Genomic DNA, 21,110 nt, shown 5'->3' on the forward strand with positions numbered 1-21,110 from the left:
GCAACCTAGCGTCCGGACAGCCGAAACCGGCCGGGAAAACCCAGCCGGTCTCGGTGCGGTCCGTCCGGGCGGTCAGGCCGGGATCGCGGTCATGTGCGCGGCCAGGGCCGCCCGGTCGAGTGGCGGCGGCACTGGGCTGAGCTGTCCGCGCCGATGCCCGCGCAGGACGTCCGCGACGAACTGGGCGACGGCGGCCGGGGGCGGGGCGATCTGACGGCCGAGGCGGCAGATCACCGGCGGCTGGTCGTCGCCGCGCGGTTCGATCGCGATGGACCAGCCGAGCCGTTCGTCCCAGACGAGCATCAGGTCTCGCCGGGGGAGATCGGCGGTGCGGGCGGTGAGCCCGAGATAGGCGGTCGCGGTATCGGTCACCTCGCAGGTCACCGCTTCGGCCGGGACGCCGATCCGCTCGGCGATCTGACGGGTGTAGTGGGTGAGCGCCGTCGCCAGGTCGGGTCCCGGCGGGCCGGTTCCGGCCGCGGGTTCCAGGCCGAGGATCGACAGCAGAAGAATCTTGTCCTGCCGGTCGCGGGCCATCCGGGCGACCGTGCGGGCGGCGCGGTCGCGGTGGTCGTCGCGCTCGCGCAGCCCGTCGGCGTGGGAGGCGGCGAACCGGGCCGCCGGGCCCTCGGCGGGGCGCGGGGAGATGATCGACGTCATGGCCGGCGCCTCGCGGCCGGCCGGAGAGCCGGATACGACGGCGGGGCGGCGGGACGGCCGCGTCGCCGCGGCCGGCCCGCCGATGCGGTGGTGGTCAGAGGACCGACACCGCCGTGGCCTGCGGGCCGCGGTTGCCCTGGCCGACGTCGAACCGCACCCGGGCGTTTTCGTCCAGGCTGCGGAAACCGCCGCCGGCGATTTCCGAGTAGTGGACGAAGACGTCGGCGCCGCCGTCGTCGGGGGCGATGAAACCGAAGCCTTTTTCGGCGTTGAACCACTTCACGGTGCCTTCGGACATTCACGAACTCCTTGTCGCGTCGAACATGCGGCACGGCCTCGGACGAGGCGGCCAGGCTGCGAGCGCGGGAAATCAGAAGCCGGAAAGGCATATGCCGACACTCGCCAAAAACCTCTGCGGGCGTCAGGAAAAACGAACACAAAAATCTTCAACCGCCCCTAGTGGACCACAGCCGGGCGGCAACCGTCAAACGATCTGCGTTTTCCAGCCCTGACGCGGCGAGTCCCGCCGGGAGGGCGTAGCGTGGCGGTCAGCGGGTTCGCGCCGTGCTTCCCCGGCACTGGTCACGCGGAGCCGTGACGACGCTCTTCCGCCTGCGATCACCGCGGTCGCCGAAACGGCGCGACCGGTCGTCTTTCTCTTCCCCGGCACCATGATCGGCGCCGGTCCAGCATCAAGGAGTTCTTCTGTTCCGCACATCCGCACCTTCCCGGCACGCCGCGGCACCGGTCCCGCAGGTGCACTTCAGCCATCCCCAGTCGCACCCCGCCGCCTACGGTCCGCCCGAGGCGGGCCCGCACCCCGTGCGCGCCGTCCGGTTCTCTGCCTCAGCGGCCGCGCTGACGACCCGGCACCGGTGACGCCTTCCGGCCGGTCCAGGGGCTGACCGCCGCCGGACGAGACGACCCCGCAGAAGGCACACCCGTCACCCGGACCGGACGCGAACTCATCCTCGCGCCAGGATTTCCGGCGCGCCGCCAAGGGTTTCCCGGCTGGAAACGCCGACGGGGATTCCCGGCAGTCCGTGCCGGGCAATTTCGCGTTCTTCTCCGGACCGTCCCGCACCATGGTGTCCCGCAGGTCGCAGCGGGCCGCGAATGCGGCGTCCGCGGCCATGATCATTCCATCGCCCGTTCGCGGCGGACGTCGAAGAGGAAACTGCGCGGAAAACCCTTTCGTGCTCGCGGTTTCCGGACCGGATCAGGCTGGATTTCCCGGCGCGAGGCCAGCGCGCAGCGGACCCGCCAGCAGCCCGGGTGTGCTAAAACTTGCTTCTAGCAAAGGGGCCCTCGTGCACCAGCTCACTCTCGGCGTCATCGCGCGTTCCCGGAAAGAGAACGAACGGCGGTTGCCGATCCATCCGCACCATCTCGACCGGATCGACGCGGATCTCCGGCGGTCCATTCACCTCGAACACGGCTACGGCGAACCGTTCGGCGTTCCCGACGAGCGCCTGGCCGGTTTGGTCGCGGGCCTGCGCACGCGCGAGCAGCTCATCGCCGAGTGCGACGTCGTCCTGCTGGCCAAACCGCTCGCGGAGGACGTCGCCGAACTGCGGCCCGGTCAGGTGCTGTGGGGCTGGCCGCACTGCGTGCAGGACGCCGAGCTGACTCAACTGGCCATCGACCGGCGGCTGACCGTGATCGCCTTCGAGGCGATGAACCACTGGCGGAGCGACGGGTCCTTCGGCCTGCACGTCTTCCACAAGAACAACGAGCTGGCCGGTTACTGCTCGGTGCTGCACGCACTGCAGCTGATCGGGCTGACCGGGGACTACGGCCGTCGGCTGCGGGCCGTGGTGATCGGTTTCGGCGCGACGGCGCGCGGCTCGGTGACCGCGCTGAACGCGCACGGGATCCACGAGGTCGACGTCCTCACCGCACGGGGGCTCAGCGCGGTCGGCTCGCCGATCCATTCCGCGACCATGGTGCAGGTCGAGCACGACGCGAACAACCCGGGCGACCTCCGCCGCAGCCACGCCCTCACCGGCCGCGGCCGGGTGCCGCTCGCGGGATTCCTCGCCGAGCACGACATCGTCGTCAACTGCGTGTTGCAGGACACCGGCGCGCCGCTGACGTTTCTCGTCGAGGACGACCTCGCCGCGTTCGCCCCCGGCAGCCTCGTCGTCGACGTCTCGTGCGACGAAGGCATGGGCTTCAGCTGGGCACGGCCGACGACGTTCGCCCAGCCGACCTTCCCGGTCGGCGACGGCATCACCTACTACGCCGTCGACCACAGCCCGTCCCACCTCTGGAACTCGGCGACCTGGGAGATCAGCGAAGCCCTGCTCCCGCACCTGCGGTCCGTCCTTTCCGGACACTCCGGATGGGACGAGCACGAAACCGTCCGGCGCGCCGTCGAGATCCGGGACGGCGTCGTCCGCAACCCCGCGATCCTGTCGTTCCAGCAGCGCTCGCCGGACTATCCGTACCGCCGCTCGCTCTCGTGAGAAGTACCGCCAGCCCTCCGCGCATGAGCGGGCGCTTTGTCGCTGTCCACAATGGATATTGTGGACATGACCCTGACGAGTGGCCTGGGCGTGTCACTGGACTGTACGAAGAAGCCTGCCCGGATAAAGTGCTGTCGACGCGATAGAGACGCAGCCGACAGCAAGGGAATCCCATGGGCCACCATCACAAAGACAACGACGACTTGCGCGAGGACCGGCGGGAGCAGGAAGAGCACCGTCAAGAGTTGCGGGACGAGGTGTCCGAGGAGACTGACGGCGAAGCGGGCGACTTCGGCTCTCAAGACAGGCGACGCGAGGAAGGCCGGAGGTCGCTCTGACGCTTGAACACGCGTCGAAAACCGCGTTCCGCCGTAAATCGGTGACTCGCCACGACGAGAACGGTCAGGACTCACCGCTTTTTCGTTGGCACCTCAGGGAATTATCGGCAGCCAGTGCGTGTACGGCCTACAGCGCGGGCCGGTGTTCCGCGTCGTAAGCCCAGGGGCGCAATTGTTCCAGCGCCTTGCCGATGCGGAAGACCATGGGGTCGTCGTACGTGTGCCCGACGATCTGGAGCCCGGTGGGCAGTCCCCAGCTGGAGGTGCCGCTGGGGACGTTGAGCACCGGGCAGCGGTTGTTGATGTTGAACGGCAGGGCCATGGCCGCCCACATCGGCTCGCCGACGTCCTCGCCGTGGACGGTGATCCGCTCGCCGGTCAGGTCGTCCCCGGCCGGGACGCCGGGCACTGCCGTGGTGGGGCACAGCAGCGCGTCGAAGGAGGTCATGGCCTCGGCGAGCTGGCGTTGCATCCGGTGTTCGGCGCGCAGTCCGGTCAGGTAGGTGATGTGCTGCCGGGCCAGGGCCATTTTGTCGGCGAAGTCCTGGGCGTAGCCGGAAAGCTGCTCGCGGTGCTCGGCGGCGGCCTCGGTGACCACCATGCCGAAGATCTGGGAGAAGTGCGCGGCGCTGGCGGTGAGGATGTCTTCCCTGGTCCAGGGCAGGGTGATCTCCTCGGCCCGGGCGCCCGCGTCGGCCAGCGCCTGGGCGGCGGCCCGGGTGTTGGCGGCCACTTCGGGATGCACCTCGTAGGCGCCGAGGTCGAGGCAGAGCGCGAGCCGCAGCCCGGTGATCGGGGCGTGCGCGGTGGGCAGTTCCAGTTTGGGGCGCAGCGAGGTGTGGTCGCGGGGGTCCGGGCCGATGAGGGCGTTCGCGAAGGCGAGGCAGTCGTCGACGGTGCGGGCCATGGGGCCGTCACCGCGGTAGTGGTCCTGGACGAGCGGGCCCATGCCGGGGATGCGTCCGTAGGGGGCTTTGAAACCTACGGTTCCCGTGTAGGCGGCCGGAATGCGGGTGGAGCCGCCGATGTCGGAGGCCGAGGCCAGAGTGGTGGTGCCGGACGCGAGCGCGGCGCCTGCCCCGCCCGAGGAGCCGCCGGGGGAGAAGTGCGGATTCCAGGGATTGCGGGTGACGCCCCACAGCCGCGAGTGGGTGAAAGCGGCGAGAGAGAATTCCGGGGTGGCGGTGCGCGCGTGGATGATGCCGCCTGCCTCCAGGATCCGGTCGACGACCGGGGCGTTCTCCTCGGCGACGGTGCCCACCCGGGTCAGCGAGCCCTCGGTGAGCGATCGCCCGGCGATGGCGTGTTTCTCTTTGACCGCAACCGGAATGCCTTCCAACGGGCGCGGGTCGCGGTCGCCGCGGCCCAGGTAAGTCTGCTCGGCCTGCTTCGCCTGAGCCATCGCCTCCTCGTACAAGGTCTCGGTGAAGGCGTTGACGACCGGCTCGGCCTGCTCGGCGCGGTCGATGACGGCCCGCATCAGCTCGACCGGCGACAGCTCACGGGTGGTGAACAGGCGCAGCGCCGCCGTGGCGCTGAGGTACGCGAGGTCGCTGCTGTCTGCGGGACGCGAGGTCATGGGCGGAGTCCTCCGGGAGCGGGTCTGCGGTCGTGCTGTGCCAGCGCTCCCTGATGATCGGCGGAACGGGGGGCACACCGGCCGAATTGCAGGAATCCTTCACACCTCCGTCGTGGACGCACGAATCAGCGATTCCCCCGGAAGCGCTGGACGAGCTCCCGCTCCTCCTCGGCGGCGTGCTCGTCGGTCCAGAGCCACAGCGGGATCGACCGCAGGCTGCGCCCGCGGGGGTCCAGGAGACGGCCGCCGCCGCCCTTCATCGCCCACAGCGTCACCGCCCGGTCGGCGATGGCGAGTTCGGGAAAGCGCCGGGCCAGGCGTGCCTCCAGTTCCGCCAGGTCACCGGCCGAACGCAGCCACACCGCCAGCAGCAGGTTGTGCTGGCCGGACAGCGCCAAGCACATCCGCGTCTCCCGCATCCGGCTCAGCGCCCCCGCGATCCGCGTGGTCTCGGCGGGCGGCGCGGAGCACCAGAGGTGCGCTCCGACCGGCCAGCCGGAGAGGTGCCGGGAGACCTCGGCGCGGAAGATCAGCGCCCGGTTAGCGGTGAGCACGTCGAGCCTGCGGCGCACGGTCGCCGGGCTGAGCCCGGTGCGCTCGGCGAGATGGGCCAGCGAGCTTCTGGGTTCCTCGGCCAGCTCCCGGGCGATGGGGAGGTCACGGAGGTGGACGGTGCGCGCGGGGCGCTGCCCGGGCGGTCTGCCGGCGAGGCGTTCGAGCTCCGCGATCCCGGCGTCGTCCAGCCGGTCGAGACGCCACTGGCTCGCGTCGGAGTGCACGGCCGTGCAGAGCTGGACGCGGGACGCGGAGATCCCGTCCACCCGGCCCAGCCGGAACCCGAGATAGCGGGAGAGCTCGGCCTGGTCCCGGAAAACGGCCTGGACGAGCAGGTCGCGGGCACCGGTGACGTGTTCCATGCTCAGCACGTTGCAGTCGCCGCCCAGCTCGGCCGCGACCTCGGTCAGCCGGCCCGCCGAGCAGTCCACCTCGATCAGCGCGAGCAGGATTCCCGGGCCTTCGACCTGCGCGGGGTAGCAGGACAGCCAGGCCACTCCGGCGTCGGCCAGCCGCTGCCATCGGCGCGCGGCCGTCGTCGCGTCCACGCCCAGCGCCGCGCCGATCGCCTGCCACCCCGCCCGCGGCGCGATCTGCAGCGCGGTCACCAGCCGCAGATCCAGCTCGTCGAGCGAGCTGACTGATTCCTGCGTGCGAGGGCTCGGCATCGTTGATTCCCGGCAATCTGACTGGCGTATGCGATGTGACCGGAACCATATCGCCCACACCTCGCCACGACCGCCGGGAGTGCCCGCGTACTGAGGAGCGCCGATGTCCCCTGCCACCCGCACGTCGCCGAGCTCGGACTCCAGAGCAGGCCCGTCCGCCTCCGCCACCGCCGTGGTCGCGCTGCTCCTGGTCTTCGAATTCGTCAACGGCATCCTTCAGGGCACGATCTCCCCGCTGCTGCCTTCCATCGGCCGGGAACTCCGCCTCAGCGCCGCCGATCTGACCTGGATCACGTCCTCGGAGCTGCTGGCCGCCGCGGTCAGCGTCCCGGTGTTCGGCCGCCTCGGCGACCTGCACGGCCACCGCCGCCTGCTGCGGGTGGCGATCGCCGTGGTGGCGCTCGGCTCGGTGGTGGTCGCGCTCGCCCCGTCGATGCCGGTGCTGCTGGCCGGACGGGTCTTGCAGGGAGCGGAGGCGGCGATCGGCACCCTGGTGATCGCTTTGTACCGGGACCGGCTGCCGGCGGGCCGGGCGCGGACCGCGATCGGCTGGCTGGCCGGGGTGCTCGCCGCGGGCATCGCGATGGGCGCGATCCTGGTCGGCGCCCTGGCCCGGCCCCTCGGGTCGGTGCATCTGGCGCTGCTGGTCCCGGGGATCCTCGCGGTGCTCTGCGTGCCGCTGTCCTTCTCCCGCAGGCTGCCTGAATCCGAACACCGGGCGCGGGGAAAGGTGGACTGGCCCGGGGCGGTGGTGCTCGCCCTCGGAGTGGTCCTGCTGCTGTACGGGGTCTCCGTCGCGGAAAACCACGCCTGGGGCTCGATCGCGGTCCTCGTCCCGCTGGCGCTCGGCGCACTGCTGCTCGCCGGATGGGTGGGCCTGGAGCGCCGCGCCGAGCATCCCCTGGTCGATCTCAAAGAGACGTTCGGCCGGGAAATCTTCCCCATGTTGATCTGCACCTTCATTTTCGGGGTGTCCTACTTCGGCAACCAGGCCGCGGGCACCACCTTCCTGGCGGCCGATCCCCGGCTCACCGGCTACGGATTCAAGCTGGACGCGCTGGGCATCTCAGCCGTCACGCTTCCCTCGGTGGTGCTGGCGGTGGTCGGCTCGCTGCTCACGAAGCAAGCTGCTCGGCTGCTGCACGGCTACCGATGGGCGGTGACGACCGCCTTCGCCGTGATCGGCCTCTGCTACGCGCTGATCGCCTTCGCCCACAGTTCGTTGTGGTACTTCTTCGTCAGCCAGGCGATCGGCGGGCTGGCCGGAGGTGTGGCTCTCGGCACCATGCCGGTGGTGGTGGCCGAGGCGGTGCATCCCACCCGCACCGGGGTCACGACCGCGGTATACAACAACTTCCGCACCCTGGGCGGCACAGCCGCGGGCGCCCTCACCGCCTCTGTCCTCAGCTCCTTTACCCTCGCCGACCACAGCACGCCCAGCGTTGCGGCCTACCGCACCCTGTGGATTTGCACCGCATTGCTCTGTTTGGCCGCCGCTGCTGCTGCGGCCTGCGCCCGCCGCTCGGAATGACGCGCGGTATCGTCCGGCCGCGGTAGGAACGCGCGGCGACGAGAAGGCCGATTCCCCAGACCAAGAACTGCGGGATTCCGTAGACGAAGGCCAGTGTCCGCGGCCAGCCAGGACAGGTAGGGGCCGCCGCCGACGGCGTACCAGTCGTGGAACTTGTTCTCGTCGGCCCACAGCGGAATACCGAGCGCCCATACCGAATGGAACGGGATAAATCCGACGTTCGCGGACAACGGACAAAGAATGCTGCTTCGCATTTTTCCAGAGGTCTGCTGGCCACCACATCCGCGCGGAGGTTGATGACCATTCCCGCCCGGGAGCGAATTCGGCGTCGGCTTTGCCGTCGCGAGCGAGCCCGCGACGGCAGTCCGTTTGACCGGATCTTTCGGCCTCAGAGCATATCTCGCGGTATACCCGGGTATGTTCTCCCACGCGGGCCCGGTCGCTCCACCCCCCCCTCGACGACCGGGCCCGTCTCGTCGACCGCCGCGGCAAGACTCGCCGTCGGCGCGCGGCAGGGAATGCGGTCGGCGCGTTGCCCCTGCTACAGCCAGTCCCGTTTCTTGAAGGACAGGTACAGGCCGACGGACAGAATGACGATGACCAGCGTGGAGGTCCAGAATCCGGCGGTGCTCTGGAAACCCGGGTAGGGGACATTCTGTCCGTAGAAGCCGGTGACGGCGGTCGGGATGGCGATGATGGCCGCCCAGCTGGTGACTTTCTTCATGATCGTGTTGAGGCGGTTGCCCTGGATGTTGAGCTGCGTCTCCCGGATCGTCGTCACCAGGTCGCGCAGCGACTCCGTCCATTCCGAGGCGCGGAGCACGTGGTCGTAGATGTCCTGGAAGTAGGGCTGCAGTTCGGCGTCGACGAGGTGCATGTCGCGTCGCATGACCGTGTTGACGACCTCGCGCATCGGAAGCACGACGCGCCGGATCCGCACGAGGCTCTTGCGCAGAGCGAAGGACCGCCGCTGCATGTCGGCGTAGCGCGGACGTTCGTCGAACACGAGGTCTTCGAGCGTCTCGATCTGCTCGTCGAGCGATTGCACGACCTCGAAATGACCGTCGACGATGTGGTCGAGCAGCCCGTGCAGCAGGAACCCGACGCCGTTTTTGGCCAGGTCCGCCGCGGAGTCCCAGCGGGCGACGACCGCGTCGATCGGGAAGTTCTCGTCCTTGCGGACGGTGACCAGGGCCTGGTCGGTGATGAAGGCCGCGAGCTCCGACACGAGCAGCGTCCCGTCGGTGCCGAGCGCGGCCGAATAGGCGGTCAGGAACGAATGGGAGTCGTACCGGTCGAGCTTCGCGCGTTGGTGTTCGTGCACCGCGTCCTCGACCGCGAGGGGGTGCAGACCGAGTTCTTCGCTGATGGCTGCCAGGTCCGCCTCGGTCGGAGCGCAGAAGTCCAGCCACACAGTCGTGTGGGGGTCGGCGAGGTAGTCCGACACTTCCGCGACCGGGATCCCTTCGGCCGCGAGCACTCCGTCGCGATATACCCGCGTGCGTGACATGACGCGCCCACTCAGAAGGAGAACGCCGGGTTGTCGGCGTCGGCACGGGAAGAATTCGCGGCAATCATTACGTCTCCAGGCACATCGCAGAACCTACCCCGTTCGCGGCGAACGGGCCACCGGCGCAACCTCTACGAGAACCGCTGTGAGGACGCTGAGAACCGCGGGGCGCGGTTGGCGAAAACGAGGTTTCGGAGCAACGGCGGCGGGGGATTCCCCGGATGTCCGGTCCGGCGAGGTCCGGTGAGGAAAGGATTCCGGCAGAAGGGGCGGGCGACGGGAATCCGTTGGTGAGGCGGCCAGCGACGAGCAGTGGAGAAGGTCATGCTGGCATTGCTGGGTTTGCTGTTGGTGATCTGGGTGGCGTGCATCGTGGTCGGGATCGCGGTGAAGGGATTGTTCTGGCTGCTGGTCATCGGCGCGGTCCTGTTCGTCGCCACCGGGGTGATCGGCTTCGTGAGGCGCGAAGCGTTGGGGCGCGGCAAAAGCTGATCCGCGACCGGGTCCTGTCCTGCGGTATGCGAAGTGCGGTCGATCAGGGAGGGACTTGAGGGGAACCGGTCGTCGTCGTTGCCGCGCTGGTGTTTTCGTTGAGTGCGAAGATTCCCCGCCGCCGCGGGATGCAGTTCGATGTCCGAAGTGGACGGAACTGCATCCCGCGCACCTGGCGGGGCGTGTTTCGGCGGTCGCCCCCGGCGACTGACAGTGCCGGACGTCAGCCTCGCTGCGGGTGATCCAGTGCCAGCAGCATCGCCGCCGACCAGCTGAAGCCGCGTGAGTTCATCGGCGCGCCGGTGGTGGGGTTGTAGTTCTCCATCAACGGCCCGTTGCCCGACATGCCGGCCGCGTTCGAGCGCAGCTGGTCGGCCAGTGCCGCCGAGTCGGTGCCGTATCCGTAGCGCTGCAAGCCCGTCAACGCGAAGTACGCGTGGTCCAGCCAGACCGCGCCGCGCCAGTAGCCGGTCGGCTGGTAGTACGGCGAACTGGCCGAGGTGGTCGGGAACGGCATGCGGGTGTCGAAGTCGGTGGGGGACAGGAGGTTCTTCCGCGCGGCTGCGGCCTGGCCGGGGGTGGCGACGCCGGCCCACAGGGGGATGGCGCCTTCGATTCCCTTGCCGCGTGCGGTCAGCCGCCGGCCGGTGCCCAGTTCCGTGTCGTAGAACCAGCCGGTGGCCGGGTCGAACATGGTGCGCTGGACGGTGGCCGCGACGCTGGCCGCCGAGGCGCGGTAGGACTGGGCGGCCCGGCGGTCGCCGAGCCGGTCGGCGATCAGCGCGAGGGTTTTCTTGTCCATCGCCAGGTAGGAGTTGAGATCCACCGATTCCTGGGCGAGCGACGAGCCGATGACCTGTCCGGACGGTGAGGTGTTGTCGACGACGGTGGTGCCGAGCTTCGCGTCGAAGCGCGGTGCGTTGTCCATTCCGCTTTCCCATGCCGCCGCCAGACGCTTGTCTTCGGCGGTCGCGTTGGCCGGATCGACGGTGGCGCCGTACTCGGCGAGGCCGTTGTGGTCGTGATCGCGGTCGCGGTACCACCAGGCGTGGTAGGCGGCCAGCTTCGGGTACATCTCGCGCAGGAACCCGAGATCGCCGTCGCGCTGGTAGACCGACCAGACCGCCCAGGAGGCGAGAGGCGGCTTCGAGTTGCGCTCGTTCCAGTTGCCGCCGCCGTGGGCGGGGTCGTTGTAGAAGACGGCGTCCGGGATCATCCCGGCGTCCTGCGGCCGGGTCGTCGACGCCGCGGTCACCTGGTAGTCGAACATCGAGCGGATCTGGGATTCCGCCAGTGCCGGATCGAACACCGCGGTGCCGACCGCCTGCTTCCAGGTGTCCCACGCCCACAGGCCGTTGAACCACTTGTTGGAGATCGCGGGCGTGATGCCGTCGTGCTTCAACGCGCCCGCCGCACTGCGCCAGTTGGTGATCAGCGTTTCGGCCGACTTCACCGCCAGCCGCCGCCGGTTCGGCGGCACCCCGCGAGTCGCCGCCGCGACGTAGCCGTGCCAGCGAGCGTCGTCCTCGGCGACGGTGCGCCACGGCTGAGTCAACGCATGCCTCGCCGCCGACGCGTCGGCAGCGGCCTCGGCGGGAGTGAAGGTGTAGGACTCGGTCCAGGTCAGCGTTCGCCGGCCGTGCGGGCCGAGCAGCAGGGGTGCGTCGCGGGTGGTGGTGTACGTGTCGCCGGTGACCGTGGTGGTCACCGGGTCGGCGTGGGCGACCTGGAACCGTTCGGTGCCGTCGGTCAGGTAGTCGTTGGTTTCGCGCACCTTGGCGAAGCCGACCGCGACCCCGTCCTTGGTCGCGGAGAGGCGGGGAGCGTCGTGCTGGGGTCCGGCGTCCGGCCGCAGCAGCGTGCCGCTCCAGCCCGCGCCGACCGCCCGCGGCCGGTACCCGGTGTTCTCCACGGTGGCCTGGACCAGTGCGGTGCGGTTGCTGGCGTAGCGCAGTTCCATGACGACGCGCAGACCGTCGACCTCGAAGCTCTGCCTTAGCGCGCCGGGCAGGGAGTTGAAGGCCGGGTCGCGAGCGTCGGCGAGGTTGATCGGGTGCCCGGCTTCGCTGAGGTTCAGCCGGCTGAAACCGGCGCTCAGCCACCACGGGTACTCCTGCGCGAGGTACAGCGGCCCGGTGAACGCACCGTAGGACGCGGTGTCGCCGACCTTGGGCAGCGCGTAGGCGTGCCACGCGCCGCGGTCGGCGAATACGTTGATGTCGCTGACATCGCCGCCGGCCGAGCCGGGCAGCGCCGACGTGGGCACGCCCTGCAAGTCGAGCACGTCCGCGTAGGACGACGCGGCTTCTTCCCCGGAGGACCCGGCCGCGACCGCGGGCGGCGGGAGCAGGAGAGCGGCGCCGACGGTGATCGCCGCGAGAGCTGTGCGCGAACGGAACATGAACACCTTCCTGAGCGAGGGACTCGGCAGCGGGCCCGCCAGCAGCCCGCAACGGCTCCGGTCCCCGCTTCTCCACATCCAGGGGGACGATATCGCCTGCCTGCCACCACACCCGGGCGGGACGCGATCTTGGTCAGTTCGGCTGTTTCCGCGGCTTGGTCCGGCCGAACGGGTGGATCCGGTGCCAGGCCGTCTTCCGGTCAAGACCAGCCGTCGAGCAAGCCGATGGTGACGCTGGTCCGGGCGGACGTCGCCCCAGCGCAAATCGTTTCCGGGAAAATTGACGCGGTCGTGCCGAAGCATTTCACGTCAGTGACATTATGGGCTGCGGTGTGGCGGATCCGAGCACGCAGCCTCATTTCCGGATCGACGTTTTCCCCGCAACTGTGCGAAATTCCCGCGGCTGTCTCCAGTGACGCTGACCTGGCACGTGCCCGGCCGGGACCCTGCAACCTGACGGCCGCGATCCGCGAGGCGTTCGCCGCCAAGGCCGCCTGATCAGCGCCACATGGCTGCCGCGGCGCGGGCGTAGTCGGCGAAGGAGATCGGCGGACGGCCGGTGATTCGCTGGACGTGGTCCGTCACGTCGGCGGCCCAGTCGTTGCGGATGCCTTCGTACATGGCGGCGTAGAAGTCGGCGACATGCCCAGGCGTGCCCCCTCCGAGCATGGCTTCGCGGAACTCGGCCGGGTCCATCGCCTGGTACCGCACCGGCTTTCCCGCGGCGTCGCCCACGATCGCGGCCATGTCCGAAAAGGGCAGCGAATCGGGGCCGGTCAGGGAGTAGGTCTTGTGCTGATGCCCGTCCTGGGTCAGGGCGACCGCGGCCGCGGCGGCGATGTCCTCGACGGAGATCGGCGCCACCCTGCCGTCGCCCGCCGGAACCGTGACGACACCGCTGCGGATGCTCTGCAGGATCGAGGGGTGTTCGGAGAAGTTCTCCGCGAAGACGTTGGGGCGCAGAATCGTCGCGGGCACCGGCCCCGTTTCGAGGAATCGCTCGACTCCGTGCCTCGGGAAGCCCTCGCCGGACAGTTGCGCCGTCGTGTTGGACAAGTGGACCACCCGGCGAACCCCGGCGGTCCTGGCGTCGTTCAGCAGCGCCGCGACCTCTCTCGTGGGGTCGGGGCAGATCGGCAACCACTGGTAGATCGCGTCCACGCCTTCCAACGCGGGCGGGTAGGTCCTCGGGTCGCTCCAGTCGAAGCGGACCGGCGTCACCGAACCCTCCGGTCTCCCCGGGATTCGGCTTGCCGCCCGGACCGTGTGTCCCCGCTTGGCCAGCAAGGACACCACACGGCGTCCGGTGCGGCCGGTCCCGCCGAGAACAAGAACTGTGGTCGGCACGCGTTCCTCGCAAGGTAGGGTCGAATCGGTAGCAACATCACCGTAGGAATGGGTTATCGACGCGCGCCATGACAGCTCTCGACAGGTTCATGTCCGATCGGCGCCGAGCCGGTGCGAATCGGGCGTGGCGGTGACGGCGAAAGCGGCCGGTCGTGAGCGCGACCATGTGGCCGACGTCGTGGGCCAGGTCGTCGCCGCCTTGCGGAGCGGCGCCGTTGTCTACGGCCGGGCGCTGCTGAGCGCCCCCTGGGGCATCGCGTTCGAGTCGCGATCGATCGCGACGATCTACGTCGTGATCGCCGGTTCCTGCGTGCTCGTCCCCGACGACGGGCAGGCTCTGCGTCTCGCCCCGGGGGATGTCGCGTTGCTGCCGTCCGGCGCCGGGCACGTCGTCGCCGACACTCCAGGCAGGCCGGCTCCCACCGTCCGAGAGCTGTTCGGCGCCGACCTGGAGGAGCTGTCGGCCTCCGACCTCGTCATCGAGGGCGACGGTCCCGAGACCGTCCTGGTCTGCGGGGCGTACCTGCTCGAACCGGCGCCGCAGCACCCGTTCACCGCCTCCTTGCCCGACGTCGTGCACGTCCCGGCGGACCAGATGCGCGGCGCCAGCCTCGCCGCCGCCGTCCAGTTGCTCGCCACCGAGGTCGACCACTCCGGCCGCGGTACGCCCGCCGTGGTGGCCTCGCTGCTCGACCTGCTGTTCACCTACACCCTGAGGTCCTGGTTTCTCGGCCAGCCCGACCAGCTGGTCGGGTGGGCCCACGCGCTCCACGACCCCGCGGTGGGCCCCGCGCTCGCGCTCTTGCACGACGACCCCGGCAGACCCTGGACCGTGGAGGCACTCGCGCACGCTGTCGGCGTCCCGCGTGCCCGGTTCAGCCGCCGATTCACTTCGACGACAGGTCACACTCCCATGGAGTACCTCGGGATGTGGCGGATGACCGTGGCCGCCCGCCTGCTGCGCGAGGGCCAAGCTCCTCTGCGTCAGATCGCGCGGAAGGTCGGTTACGACTCGGAATTCGCGTTCGCCCGCGCTTTCAAGCGGGTGGTCGGTCACGCTCCCGGTCGTTATCGCGCGATGCACAGCTCTGAGGGCGTTGTTGATACGCGGCGATGACTCGTAGTCGGTTGATTGCCGCAGCCGTACGGTCCCCGGCGCGCACCTGGTGCCACTCACCCGATTACGTCCGGGAGCGGAACTCCCTTGAGCTCCGTGGCCCCGGACAGGTGCTGCGGGGCGGGCACGTGCGCGCTGCTCGCGCCGGACGTCCTGCTTCGATGAGGAGCTGCACGCGGCCATCCGTGAGGCGGCCCAGCCTCAGCCCGGCCGCCGCGATCTCTGCGGCCGAAAACGGGTAAGCCCACTCGGCGTCGGATTCCCTCAGCAGCGGAATTGCCGCGCCGCCGAGTCATACGGGCCGAGACCCTCCATTGTGGACACTGCCCGTCGGATCGCGGTTTCAGGCGCGGCGGCGCGGGTCCAGCCGGTCGGCGTTGCGGGCGGCGAAATCGACGAGGGCGGCGGCCCGGTCGGTCAAGCGGACCTCGCGGGGCCACATCATCGCCACGTTCGCGGCTGGGTCCGCGGGTTCGAGGTCGCACAGTGCGAGCGGCAGGTCCTCGTACGACCGGTTCACCGTGGGGCGCTGGATCAGCACCGAATAGCCGAACCCGCGCGCGACGAGGGAGCGGGTCAGCTCGAAATCGGCGGTCCGGTGCGCGACGCGAGGCTCGACCCCGGCCCGTTCGAACAGTTCGCGGGTGTGCTGGGCCGCGGGCGGGAAGTCCAGCATGATCATCGGCTCGTCCGCCAGTTCGGCCAGCCGCACCGTGCCTCGGCCGGCCAGCCGGTGCGCGGCGGGCAGCAGGGCATAGGGCGGGGCGCTGTACAGCCGGACGGAATCCAGTCCGTCCGGCAGCGCCATGTCGTAGCCGACGGCCAGGTCGAGCCCGCCGGCCAGCAGCCGCTGCGGCAGTTCGGCCTGGTTGCCGGTGACCACCGACAGGTCGACGCGCGGGTGCTGGTCGCGCACCCACTCCATCAGGATGGGGGCCACCGTCGGCGCCACCGTGGAGTAGCACCCGAGCGCCAGCGGCCCGGCGAGTTCGCGGCCTCCGCCCGCGGCCGCCCGTTCGAGTTCGTCGGCGTCGCGCAGCAGGCCGGCGATGCGCTCTCGCAGGTACTGCCCGGTCGGTGTCAGCGTGATGCCGTGCGCCTTGCGGCGGACCACCAGCTGGGTGCGCAGCACGCGTTCCAATTCGGTGAGCGCCGAAGCCACCGCGGTCGGAGTCACGTGCAGCACCGCGGCGGCCGCCGAGATCGACTTCGCCTCCGCCACCGCCGCGAAGTACTCGAGCTGGCGGAGGGTGTAGCCAGCCATAACCAAACCTCAGCTGTGGTTGTTCGCAGGTTAATTGAACTTTACCTGTCGTGGTGGCGTGGCTCACGCTGGGAGCGAGGAGGTCGACGATGACAATCGACACGACAGCGGCGCGCGAGATCCCGACCGCGGACTGGGTGGAGATCCCCGCCTTGTACGCCGACCCTTACCCGGCCTACGAGCGGCTCCTGGCCCAGTCTCCGATCCACTGGGTTCCGGCGCTGGATCGCTATCTGGTGGTCGGCCACGAAGCCTGCCACACCGTCGAACTCGACCAGGAGCGGTTTTCCGCCGACGAAGCGCAGTCGTTGATGAAGCGCTCGATGGGCCACAGCATGCTGCGCAAGGACGATCCCGAGCACGATGCCGAGCGGAAAGCGTACGGCGGGGTGTTGCGGCCGAAGGCGGTCAAGCAGCAGTGGGAAGCGGTCTTCGAGCACAACTACCGCACGTACGCGGAGCGGTTGCGCGCCGCAGGCCCGGGTGCCGATCTGGTCGCCGAGTTCGCCGCACCGTATGCCGCCGACAATTTGCGCGCCGTCCTCGGGTTCCGCAATGCCGCTCAGCGGGATCTGCAGCGGTGGTCGCAGACACTCATCGACGGCACCGGGAACTACGCCGACGACCCGCGGGTGTGGGCCGCCGCGGAACGCTCGTCTCGCGAGGTCGACGAGGCGGTCGACGAACTGCTGCCGATCCTGCGCGCCGAACCCGACGGCAGCCTGCTGTCCGTGCTCGCCGCCTCCGGAATGCCGTCGGATGCGTTGCGCGCCAACGTGAAAATGACGATCGGCGGCGGGGTCAACGAACCGCGCGACGCGCTCGCGACCGCGGCGTGGGCGCTGCTGACCCATCCCGCGCAGCTGGCGGCGGTGCTCGCCGGGCAACGATGGCGGGAAGCCTTCGAGGAATCCCTCCGCTGGGTCGCGCCGATCGGCATGTATCCCCGGCAGACGACGCGGGACACCGAACTGGCCGGGCTCGCGGTGCCCCGGGGCGCGCGGCTCGGCGTCGTGATCGGCGCGGCCAACCGGGATCCCGCGGTGTTCGGCGATCCGGCGGTCTACGACATCGACCGGCCGCGCAAACCCCACCTCGCCTTCGGCGGCGGCAACCATTTCTGCGCCGGTGCGTGGGTCGCCCGCTCGTCGGTGGTCAGCGTCGCACTGCCGCGGCTGTTCGCCGATTTCCCCGGGCTGCGGCCCGATCCGGCCCGGCCCGCGACGGCAGGCGGCTGGGTCTTCCGCGGCGTGCTCTCCCTGCCCGTGCACTGGGACTGAATCCTCGAGGAGAACCGAATGCCCAAGGTCACCTTCCACCACGACGGGGCCGTCAGCACTGTCGTGGCGGCGGCCGGCAGCACCGTCATGCGCGCCGCCGTGGAAAACGGAGTCGACGGGATCGTCGGCGAATGCGGCGGCCAGGCGATGTGCGCGACCTGCCATGTCTACGTCCGCGAGCCCTACCTGGCCGTCGTGCCGCCTCTCTCCGAAGACGAGGACGAAATGCTCGCGTGCACCGCGGCGACCCGCGACGAGCGGCGCAGCCGCCTCGGCTGCCAGCTGAAACTGGGCGGCGCTTTGGAAGAAGTCGAGGTGGACGTGCCTGACACCCAGCTCTGAATCCCGGGTCGCGCGCGTGCCGGATCGCCCCGGGGAGGAGCCGTTGTCGCGGCAGATCGCGAGGATGCGGTCGTAGAGCCGCAGCTCCACCTCGACGTCGAGACCGACGCGCTCGGTGGTGATCGAGGACCTCGTTGACCAGGTTCTGCAGGGTCTGCGGAACATCGGCCCTTACACTTTCGTGCGAGCAGGGAGCCGACGGAGCTGAGCCAGCGTCGCGCTCGCTACTTCGCACCGAAGCGAGGCAGTATGGGCCAGGAGTACGCACTGACATGCGAAGCGATCGATGTTGTCCTCTCTGACTCGCCGGTGAAGGCGAAGCGCCTTCTTCTGGGCGATGTCCTGCGTCGCATGCTGAAGGCGGACGTCTTCGCCTCCTTTGTCTGCGATGCGTCCGGGCCGTACGCCGATCCGGTCCAGCTCGACCTGGGCGACGACGCGCTTCGCGCCTACCACCGGCATTTTCGGCACGTTGACGACCTGACCCCGAGGCTTTTCGCGCGGGGGAGCGCTTCGCGGGTCACTCCGGCCGCCGGGGTGTCCGCCGAGTTCGTCCGCGATTTCCTGCATCGCGGCGGCATGTACCACGGCATGAACTACTTCCCGCCGAGCGCCGGCCCCGGTTCGGTGGACCTGCGGGTGTGGCGGGGACGCGGAGACCGCGCGTTCACCGAGGCGGACGCGCGGGTTTTCCGGTCTTTCGGGGATCTGGTCGCCCGGACCTGGCCCCGGGAGGCGCCATCCGGTCAGAAACCGCTGTCCCGGCGCGAAACCGAGGTCGCGGAGCTGGTCGCGGACGGGTACAGCGACAAGCAGATCGCCGCGGCCCTCGGCATCGCGCCGCCGACTTTGCGGACCCACCTCAGCAACGCGTTCGCCAAGACCGGTGCCCCCAATCGCGCGGCCCTGGCGGCGCACCACCTCCGCCATCGTCAGAAATGACGATGGCGGAGACCGCGCGGCATGCCGAGACTCCCGGATAAGCCCCATTCGCTGCAAAGGAGCCCCGGATGCCGCTTACCCCGGCGGGTGTCGCCCACCCCACTGTCTTGGACGCGGTCGAACGACCGGAACCAGGAGAGTGGACGCAAACCTGTACTGCCGACGAAATCGCGGCCCAGTTGCCGTTCGCGGGCGGGAAGCCGTATCCGCTCGCGGTGAAAGCGAACATCGCGGTGCGCGGACTGCGCCGATCCGCGGGATGCGAGCTCTTGGACATCGCGCCGGAGGAGGCCGACGCCCCGGTCGTCGCACTGCTGCGCCGCTCCGGCGCGGTGGTCGTGGGCATGGCGAACATGCACGAACTCGCCTTCGGGATCACTTCTCAAAACACCTCCTACGGAGCGGTGCGCCTGCCCGGCCGCCCGGGTTATCTGGCAGGGGGGTCCTCGGGCGGCAGCGCCGCGATCGTCGCGCGCGGCCACGCCGAGGTCGCGCTGGGCACGGACACCGGGGGCTCGATCTCGATCCCGGCCAGCCTGTGCGGGGTCGCGGGATTCCGCCCCAGCACTGGACGCTGGCCGACCGCGGGCATCGTCGGCCTGTCGTGGACGCGAGACGCCCCCGGGATCTTCGCGCGATCGGTGCGGCGCCTCGCCGAGATCGACCTGACGATGCTCGGCGGAACAGCGGATCAGGACCTTCCGCGGCCCCGGATCGGGGTGCCCGCCGAACTGTTCCGCGAGCTGCACCCCAGTACGCGAGCGGCGGTCGAGCCGGCCTTGGACGCGCTCGCGGATACCGTCGAGCTGGTGCCGGTGAAGCTCACGGAGATCTGGGAGCTGAGCCACGCGGCAGCGATGCCGATCGTTTGCTGGGAAGCCCGCCGGCTGCTCGGAGACGTCGCCGCCCGCGCCCTGGGCATGAACCCCGAGCAAGCGTTCGCTCGGCTGGTCGCTGACGTGCGCAGTCCTGATGTCCGGCAGATCCTGGAAGCGGAGGCATCGTCCCCGGTGTCGCCCGACGAGTACGCGATCGCCCAGCGGCGAACCGAGCAAGCGAGAGCGTGCTACGCGGAATTGCTGCGCAGGCACGCGCTCAGCGCGCTCGCGTTTCCCACTACGCCCGCTCCAGCTCCGCCCGTCGACTGCGACGGGACTGTGGAGCATCTGGGCGACCGCGTCGACGCTTTCGAGCTCTACACCCGGAACACGACGCCAGGCGCGATGCTCGGGGCGCCCATGGTCACCTTCCCGCTGGCCGTCCCCGCGAGAGGTCTTCCGGTCGGGCTGACGATCCAAGGAGCACGGTTCGACGACCGCCGGACACTGCGTCTCGCCGAACGCATGGCGGAGACGCTGTCGAACACCGCCGACCGGGCCGGTTGACCGGGCGAGAGCGACGTCAGCCTGGATCCGTGCGGACCTGCTGATGCGCAGCCGTGCTCGCCGCGTCTGCTGCTGTGCCGCGGGCAGCGCTGTTGCCAGGTCGTGGGCCGTGTGGAAGGCGCAGCACGAGGCCGCCGTGGCGGGCGGATCTCGTCGCGCGGCCGGATGGTCGGCGGGCAGCAGTGGGCGTTCTCGCCAAACAACGGCCCGACTCCCGCATCTGCGGCTACCCCAATCTCGGCGTTGAGTTGCGCGGCGGACATGACGGGTTCTGCTTAGGCGGGATTTCGACAGGCGCGGCGGGATAGGCGAGGTTTTCGGTGTAGGCGAACGCGTCGCAGGCGGCGGCGAAGGGCCGGGGTGTTCTGGTCCGGACCTGGCAGCGCATGACGTGGTCTCCGCGGTTCTCCTCATCCCGCAACGGACGCCCCGCCGAGATGGCCGCCGCGGGATGCGAGAACGCCTAGACCGCGTCGATGAGCTGGGCCACCGCCGCCGAACGAGGCTGGAAGACGTCCAGCACGCCCACCGCCCGCAAGGTCGGGACCAGCTGCTTGAGCTGGTCGACGATCTGCTCGTGGTCGGTTCCTCCCGGCTCGGCCTGCTCGAGTTGCTTCACGTTGGCCACGAACGCCGCGACGGCGCCTTTGCGGACCTCGAGGCCGCCGAGGGCGGTGCGGTCGACGCCGTCGGGCAGCACGTCTTCGGGGCGAATCGGCTCGGGCATGGTTCCTCCTCAATAAGCGTGCACCGTGCGCGCGAACCGGATGCACCTCTACGACACGCTTCTCGAGGGCCACGCCGGAGTCGATCGGTGGACCTACCCGGTACTTTCCGGGCTCGCCCGGGCCGGCTCGTCCTCCGCCAGCGAACTCGCCGACCAGATCGGCCTCGATCGCACCGTGACCACCCGCTACGCGACCCGGTTGCAGGAGGCCGGGCTGCTGACCAGGCAACCCAGCCCCCAGGACCTGCGAGCCACCGTGCTCCAGTTGACGCCGGCGGGCGAACGCTGCGTCCAGACGCTGCGCGCGCGCCTCGACGATCTCGTGCTGAGTGCTCTCCCGGACTGGTCGCCTGACCGAATCCACACCTTCGCGCTGGACTTCGACCAAGTCGTGCAGAACCTCATCGGCGCACCCGCTGCTGCGGACCACCAACCCCCCGATGCTTGAAACTGCCTGTCCGCCCCGGAAATGCGCCGCTGCGCCCGAGGGCGCACGTCGATCCC

20 protein-coding genes are annotated in these 21,110 nt (G+C 69.8%); 11 read left to right on the forward strand and 9 right to left on the reverse strand.

Annotation, left to right across the window (positions count from 1 at the left end):
- Positions 1-72: 72 nt before the first annotated feature.
- Both ACZ7SW_RS20195 and ACZ7SW_RS20200 read right to left on the reverse strand, forming a co-directional pair.
- Positions 73-660, reverse strand: a complete 588-nt coding sequence (locus ACZ7SW_RS20195; protein WP_470231944.1) for a DUF6292 family protein — start codon at positions 658-660, stop codon at positions 73-75.
- 94 nt (positions 661-754) lie between these two features.
- The gene (locus ACZ7SW_RS20200; protein ID WP_470231945.1) at positions 755-958 is read right to left on the reverse strand and encodes a cold-shock protein; all 204 of its coding nucleotides are present in this window, start codon (positions 956-958) and stop codon (positions 755-757) included.
- 1,012 nt (positions 959-1,970) lie between these two features.
- Between ACZ7SW_RS20200 and ACZ7SW_RS20205 the strand changes: the two genes are divergently transcribed.
- Together ACZ7SW_RS20205 and ACZ7SW_RS20210 are read left to right on the forward strand one after the other, a co-directional pair.
- The gene (locus ACZ7SW_RS20205) at positions 1,971-3,128 is read left to right on the forward strand and encodes a N(5)-(carboxyethyl)ornithine synthase (protein WP_470231946.1); all 1,158 of its coding nucleotides are present in this window, start codon (positions 1,971-1,973) and stop codon (positions 3,126-3,128) included.
- Between the two features lie 173 nt (positions 3,129-3,301).
- Positions 3,302-3,466 (forward strand): hypothetical protein, encoded by a 165-nt coding sequence (locus tag ACZ7SW_RS20210; RefSeq protein WP_470231947.1) that lies wholly within the window; start codon positions 3,302-3,304, stop codon positions 3,464-3,466.
- A 127-nt stretch (positions 3,467-3,593) separates the two neighbouring features.
- Here the strand turns inward: ACZ7SW_RS20210 and ACZ7SW_RS20215 are convergent, their stop codons facing one another.
- Both ACZ7SW_RS20215 and ACZ7SW_RS20220 read right to left on the reverse strand, forming a co-directional pair.
- Entirely contained in the window at positions 3,594-5,045 is a 1,452-nt protein-coding gene (locus ACZ7SW_RS20215; RefSeq protein WP_470231948.1) for an amidase, read from the reverse strand.
- Between the two features lie 125 nt (positions 5,046-5,170).
- Positions 5,171-6,268 (reverse strand): Lrp/AsnC family transcriptional regulator, encoded by a 1,098-nt coding sequence (locus ACZ7SW_RS20220; protein WP_470231949.1) that lies wholly within the window; start codon positions 6,266-6,268, stop codon positions 5,171-5,173.
- Between the two features lie 103 nt (positions 6,269-6,371).
- On the opposite strand from ACZ7SW_RS20220, the gene ACZ7SW_RS20225 reads away from it, so the two are divergent.
- A complete protein-coding gene (locus ACZ7SW_RS20225; protein WP_470231950.1) occupies positions 6,372-7,799 on the forward strand; it encodes an MFS transporter in 1,428 nt (475 codons plus the stop codon).
- Between the two features lie 541 nt (positions 7,800-8,340).
- Here the strand turns inward: ACZ7SW_RS20225 and ACZ7SW_RS20230 are convergent.
- On the reverse strand, positions 8,341-9,309 hold the full coding sequence (locus ACZ7SW_RS20230) for a magnesium transporter CorA family protein (RefSeq protein WP_470231951.1): 969 nt from the start codon (positions 9,307-9,309) through the stop codon (positions 8,341-8,343).
- Between the two features lie 324 nt (positions 9,310-9,633).
- Here ACZ7SW_RS20230 and ACZ7SW_RS20235 point away from each other — a divergent pair, with 324 nt between their 5' ends.
- Complete coding sequence (locus ACZ7SW_RS20235; protein ID WP_470231952.1) at positions 9,634-9,801, forward strand: hypothetical protein; 168 nt, start codon at positions 9,634-9,636, stop codon at positions 9,799-9,801.
- 223 nt (positions 9,802-10,024) lie between these two features.
- Here ACZ7SW_RS20235 and ACZ7SW_RS20240 read toward each other — a convergent pair whose 3' ends face one another.
- Positions 10,025-12,202 (reverse strand): MGH1-like glycoside hydrolase domain-containing protein, encoded by a 2,178-nt coding sequence (locus tag ACZ7SW_RS20240; protein ID WP_470231953.1) that lies wholly within the window; start codon positions 12,200-12,202, stop codon positions 10,025-10,027.
- Positions 12,203-12,427: 225 nt separating this feature from the next.
- Between ACZ7SW_RS20240 and ACZ7SW_RS20245 the strand changes: the two genes are divergently transcribed.
- A complete protein-coding gene (locus tag ACZ7SW_RS20245) occupies positions 12,428-12,700 on the forward strand; it encodes a hypothetical protein (protein WP_470231954.1) in 273 nt (90 codons plus the stop codon).
- Here ACZ7SW_RS20245 and ACZ7SW_RS20250 read toward each other — a convergent pair whose 3' ends face one another.
- Positions 12,701-13,549 carry an NmrA family NAD(P)-binding protein gene (locus tag ACZ7SW_RS20250; RefSeq protein ID WP_470231955.1) on the reverse strand — a complete coding sequence of 283 codons (849 nt, stop codon included), beginning with the start codon at positions 13,547-13,549 and terminating at the stop codon, positions 12,701-12,703.
- Positions 13,550-13,673: 124 nt separating this feature from the next.
- Between ACZ7SW_RS20250 and ACZ7SW_RS20255 the strand changes: the two genes are divergently transcribed.
- Positions 13,674-14,666, forward strand: a complete 993-nt coding sequence (locus tag ACZ7SW_RS20255) for an AraC family transcriptional regulator (protein ID WP_470231956.1) — start codon at positions 13,674-13,676, stop codon at positions 14,664-14,666.
- A gap of 343 nt (positions 14,667-15,009) precedes the next feature.
- Here ACZ7SW_RS20255 and ACZ7SW_RS20260 read toward each other — a convergent pair whose 3' ends face one another.
- Positions 15,010-15,930: a LysR family transcriptional regulator gene (locus ACZ7SW_RS20260; protein ID WP_470231957.1), complete on the reverse strand. Its 921-nt coding sequence runs from the start codon at positions 15,928-15,930 to the stop codon at positions 15,010-15,012.
- A gap of 89 nt (positions 15,931-16,019) precedes the next feature.
- Here ACZ7SW_RS20260 and ACZ7SW_RS20265 point away from each other — a divergent pair, with 89 nt between their 5' ends.
- The 4 genes from ACZ7SW_RS20265 to ACZ7SW_RS20280 all read left to right on the forward strand — a co-directional run bounded on the left by ACZ7SW_RS20265 (position 16,020) and on the right by ACZ7SW_RS20280 (position 19,879).
- Positions 16,020-17,210, forward strand: coding sequence for a cytochrome P450 (locus tag ACZ7SW_RS20265; RefSeq protein WP_470231958.1), 1,191 nt, complete (start codon positions 16,020-16,022; stop codon positions 17,208-17,210).
- Between the two features lie 18 nt (positions 17,211-17,228).
- A complete protein-coding gene (locus ACZ7SW_RS20270) occupies positions 17,229-17,552 on the forward strand; it encodes a 2Fe-2S iron-sulfur cluster-binding protein (RefSeq protein WP_470231959.1) in 324 nt (107 codons plus the stop codon).
- Positions 17,553-17,903: 351 nt separating this feature from the next.
- A complete protein-coding gene (locus tag ACZ7SW_RS20275; protein ID WP_470231960.1) occupies positions 17,904-18,494 on the forward strand; it encodes a helix-turn-helix transcriptional regulator in 591 nt (196 codons plus the stop codon).
- Positions 18,495-18,562: 68 nt separating this feature from the next.
- The gene (locus ACZ7SW_RS20280; protein ID WP_470231961.1) at positions 18,563-19,879 is read left to right on the forward strand and encodes an amidase family protein; all 1,317 of its coding nucleotides are present in this window, start codon (positions 18,563-18,565) and stop codon (positions 19,877-19,879) included.
- Between the two features lie 463 nt (positions 19,880-20,342).
- Here the strand turns inward: ACZ7SW_RS20280 and ACZ7SW_RS20285 are convergent, their stop codons facing one another.
- Positions 20,343-20,606, reverse strand: a complete 264-nt coding sequence (locus tag ACZ7SW_RS20285) for a hypothetical protein (protein ID WP_470231962.1) — start codon at positions 20,604-20,606, stop codon at positions 20,343-20,345.
- A gap of 25 nt (positions 20,607-20,631) precedes the next feature.
- On the opposite strand from ACZ7SW_RS20285, the gene ACZ7SW_RS20290 reads away from it, so the two are divergent.
- Positions 20,632-21,054 (forward strand): MarR family winged helix-turn-helix transcriptional regulator, encoded by a 423-nt coding sequence (locus ACZ7SW_RS20290; protein WP_470231963.1) that lies wholly within the window; start codon positions 20,632-20,634, stop codon positions 21,052-21,054.
- Positions 21,055-21,110: the final 56 nt, after the last annotated feature.

Source organism: Amycolatopsis sp. NPDC114484, assembly GCF_055633755.1.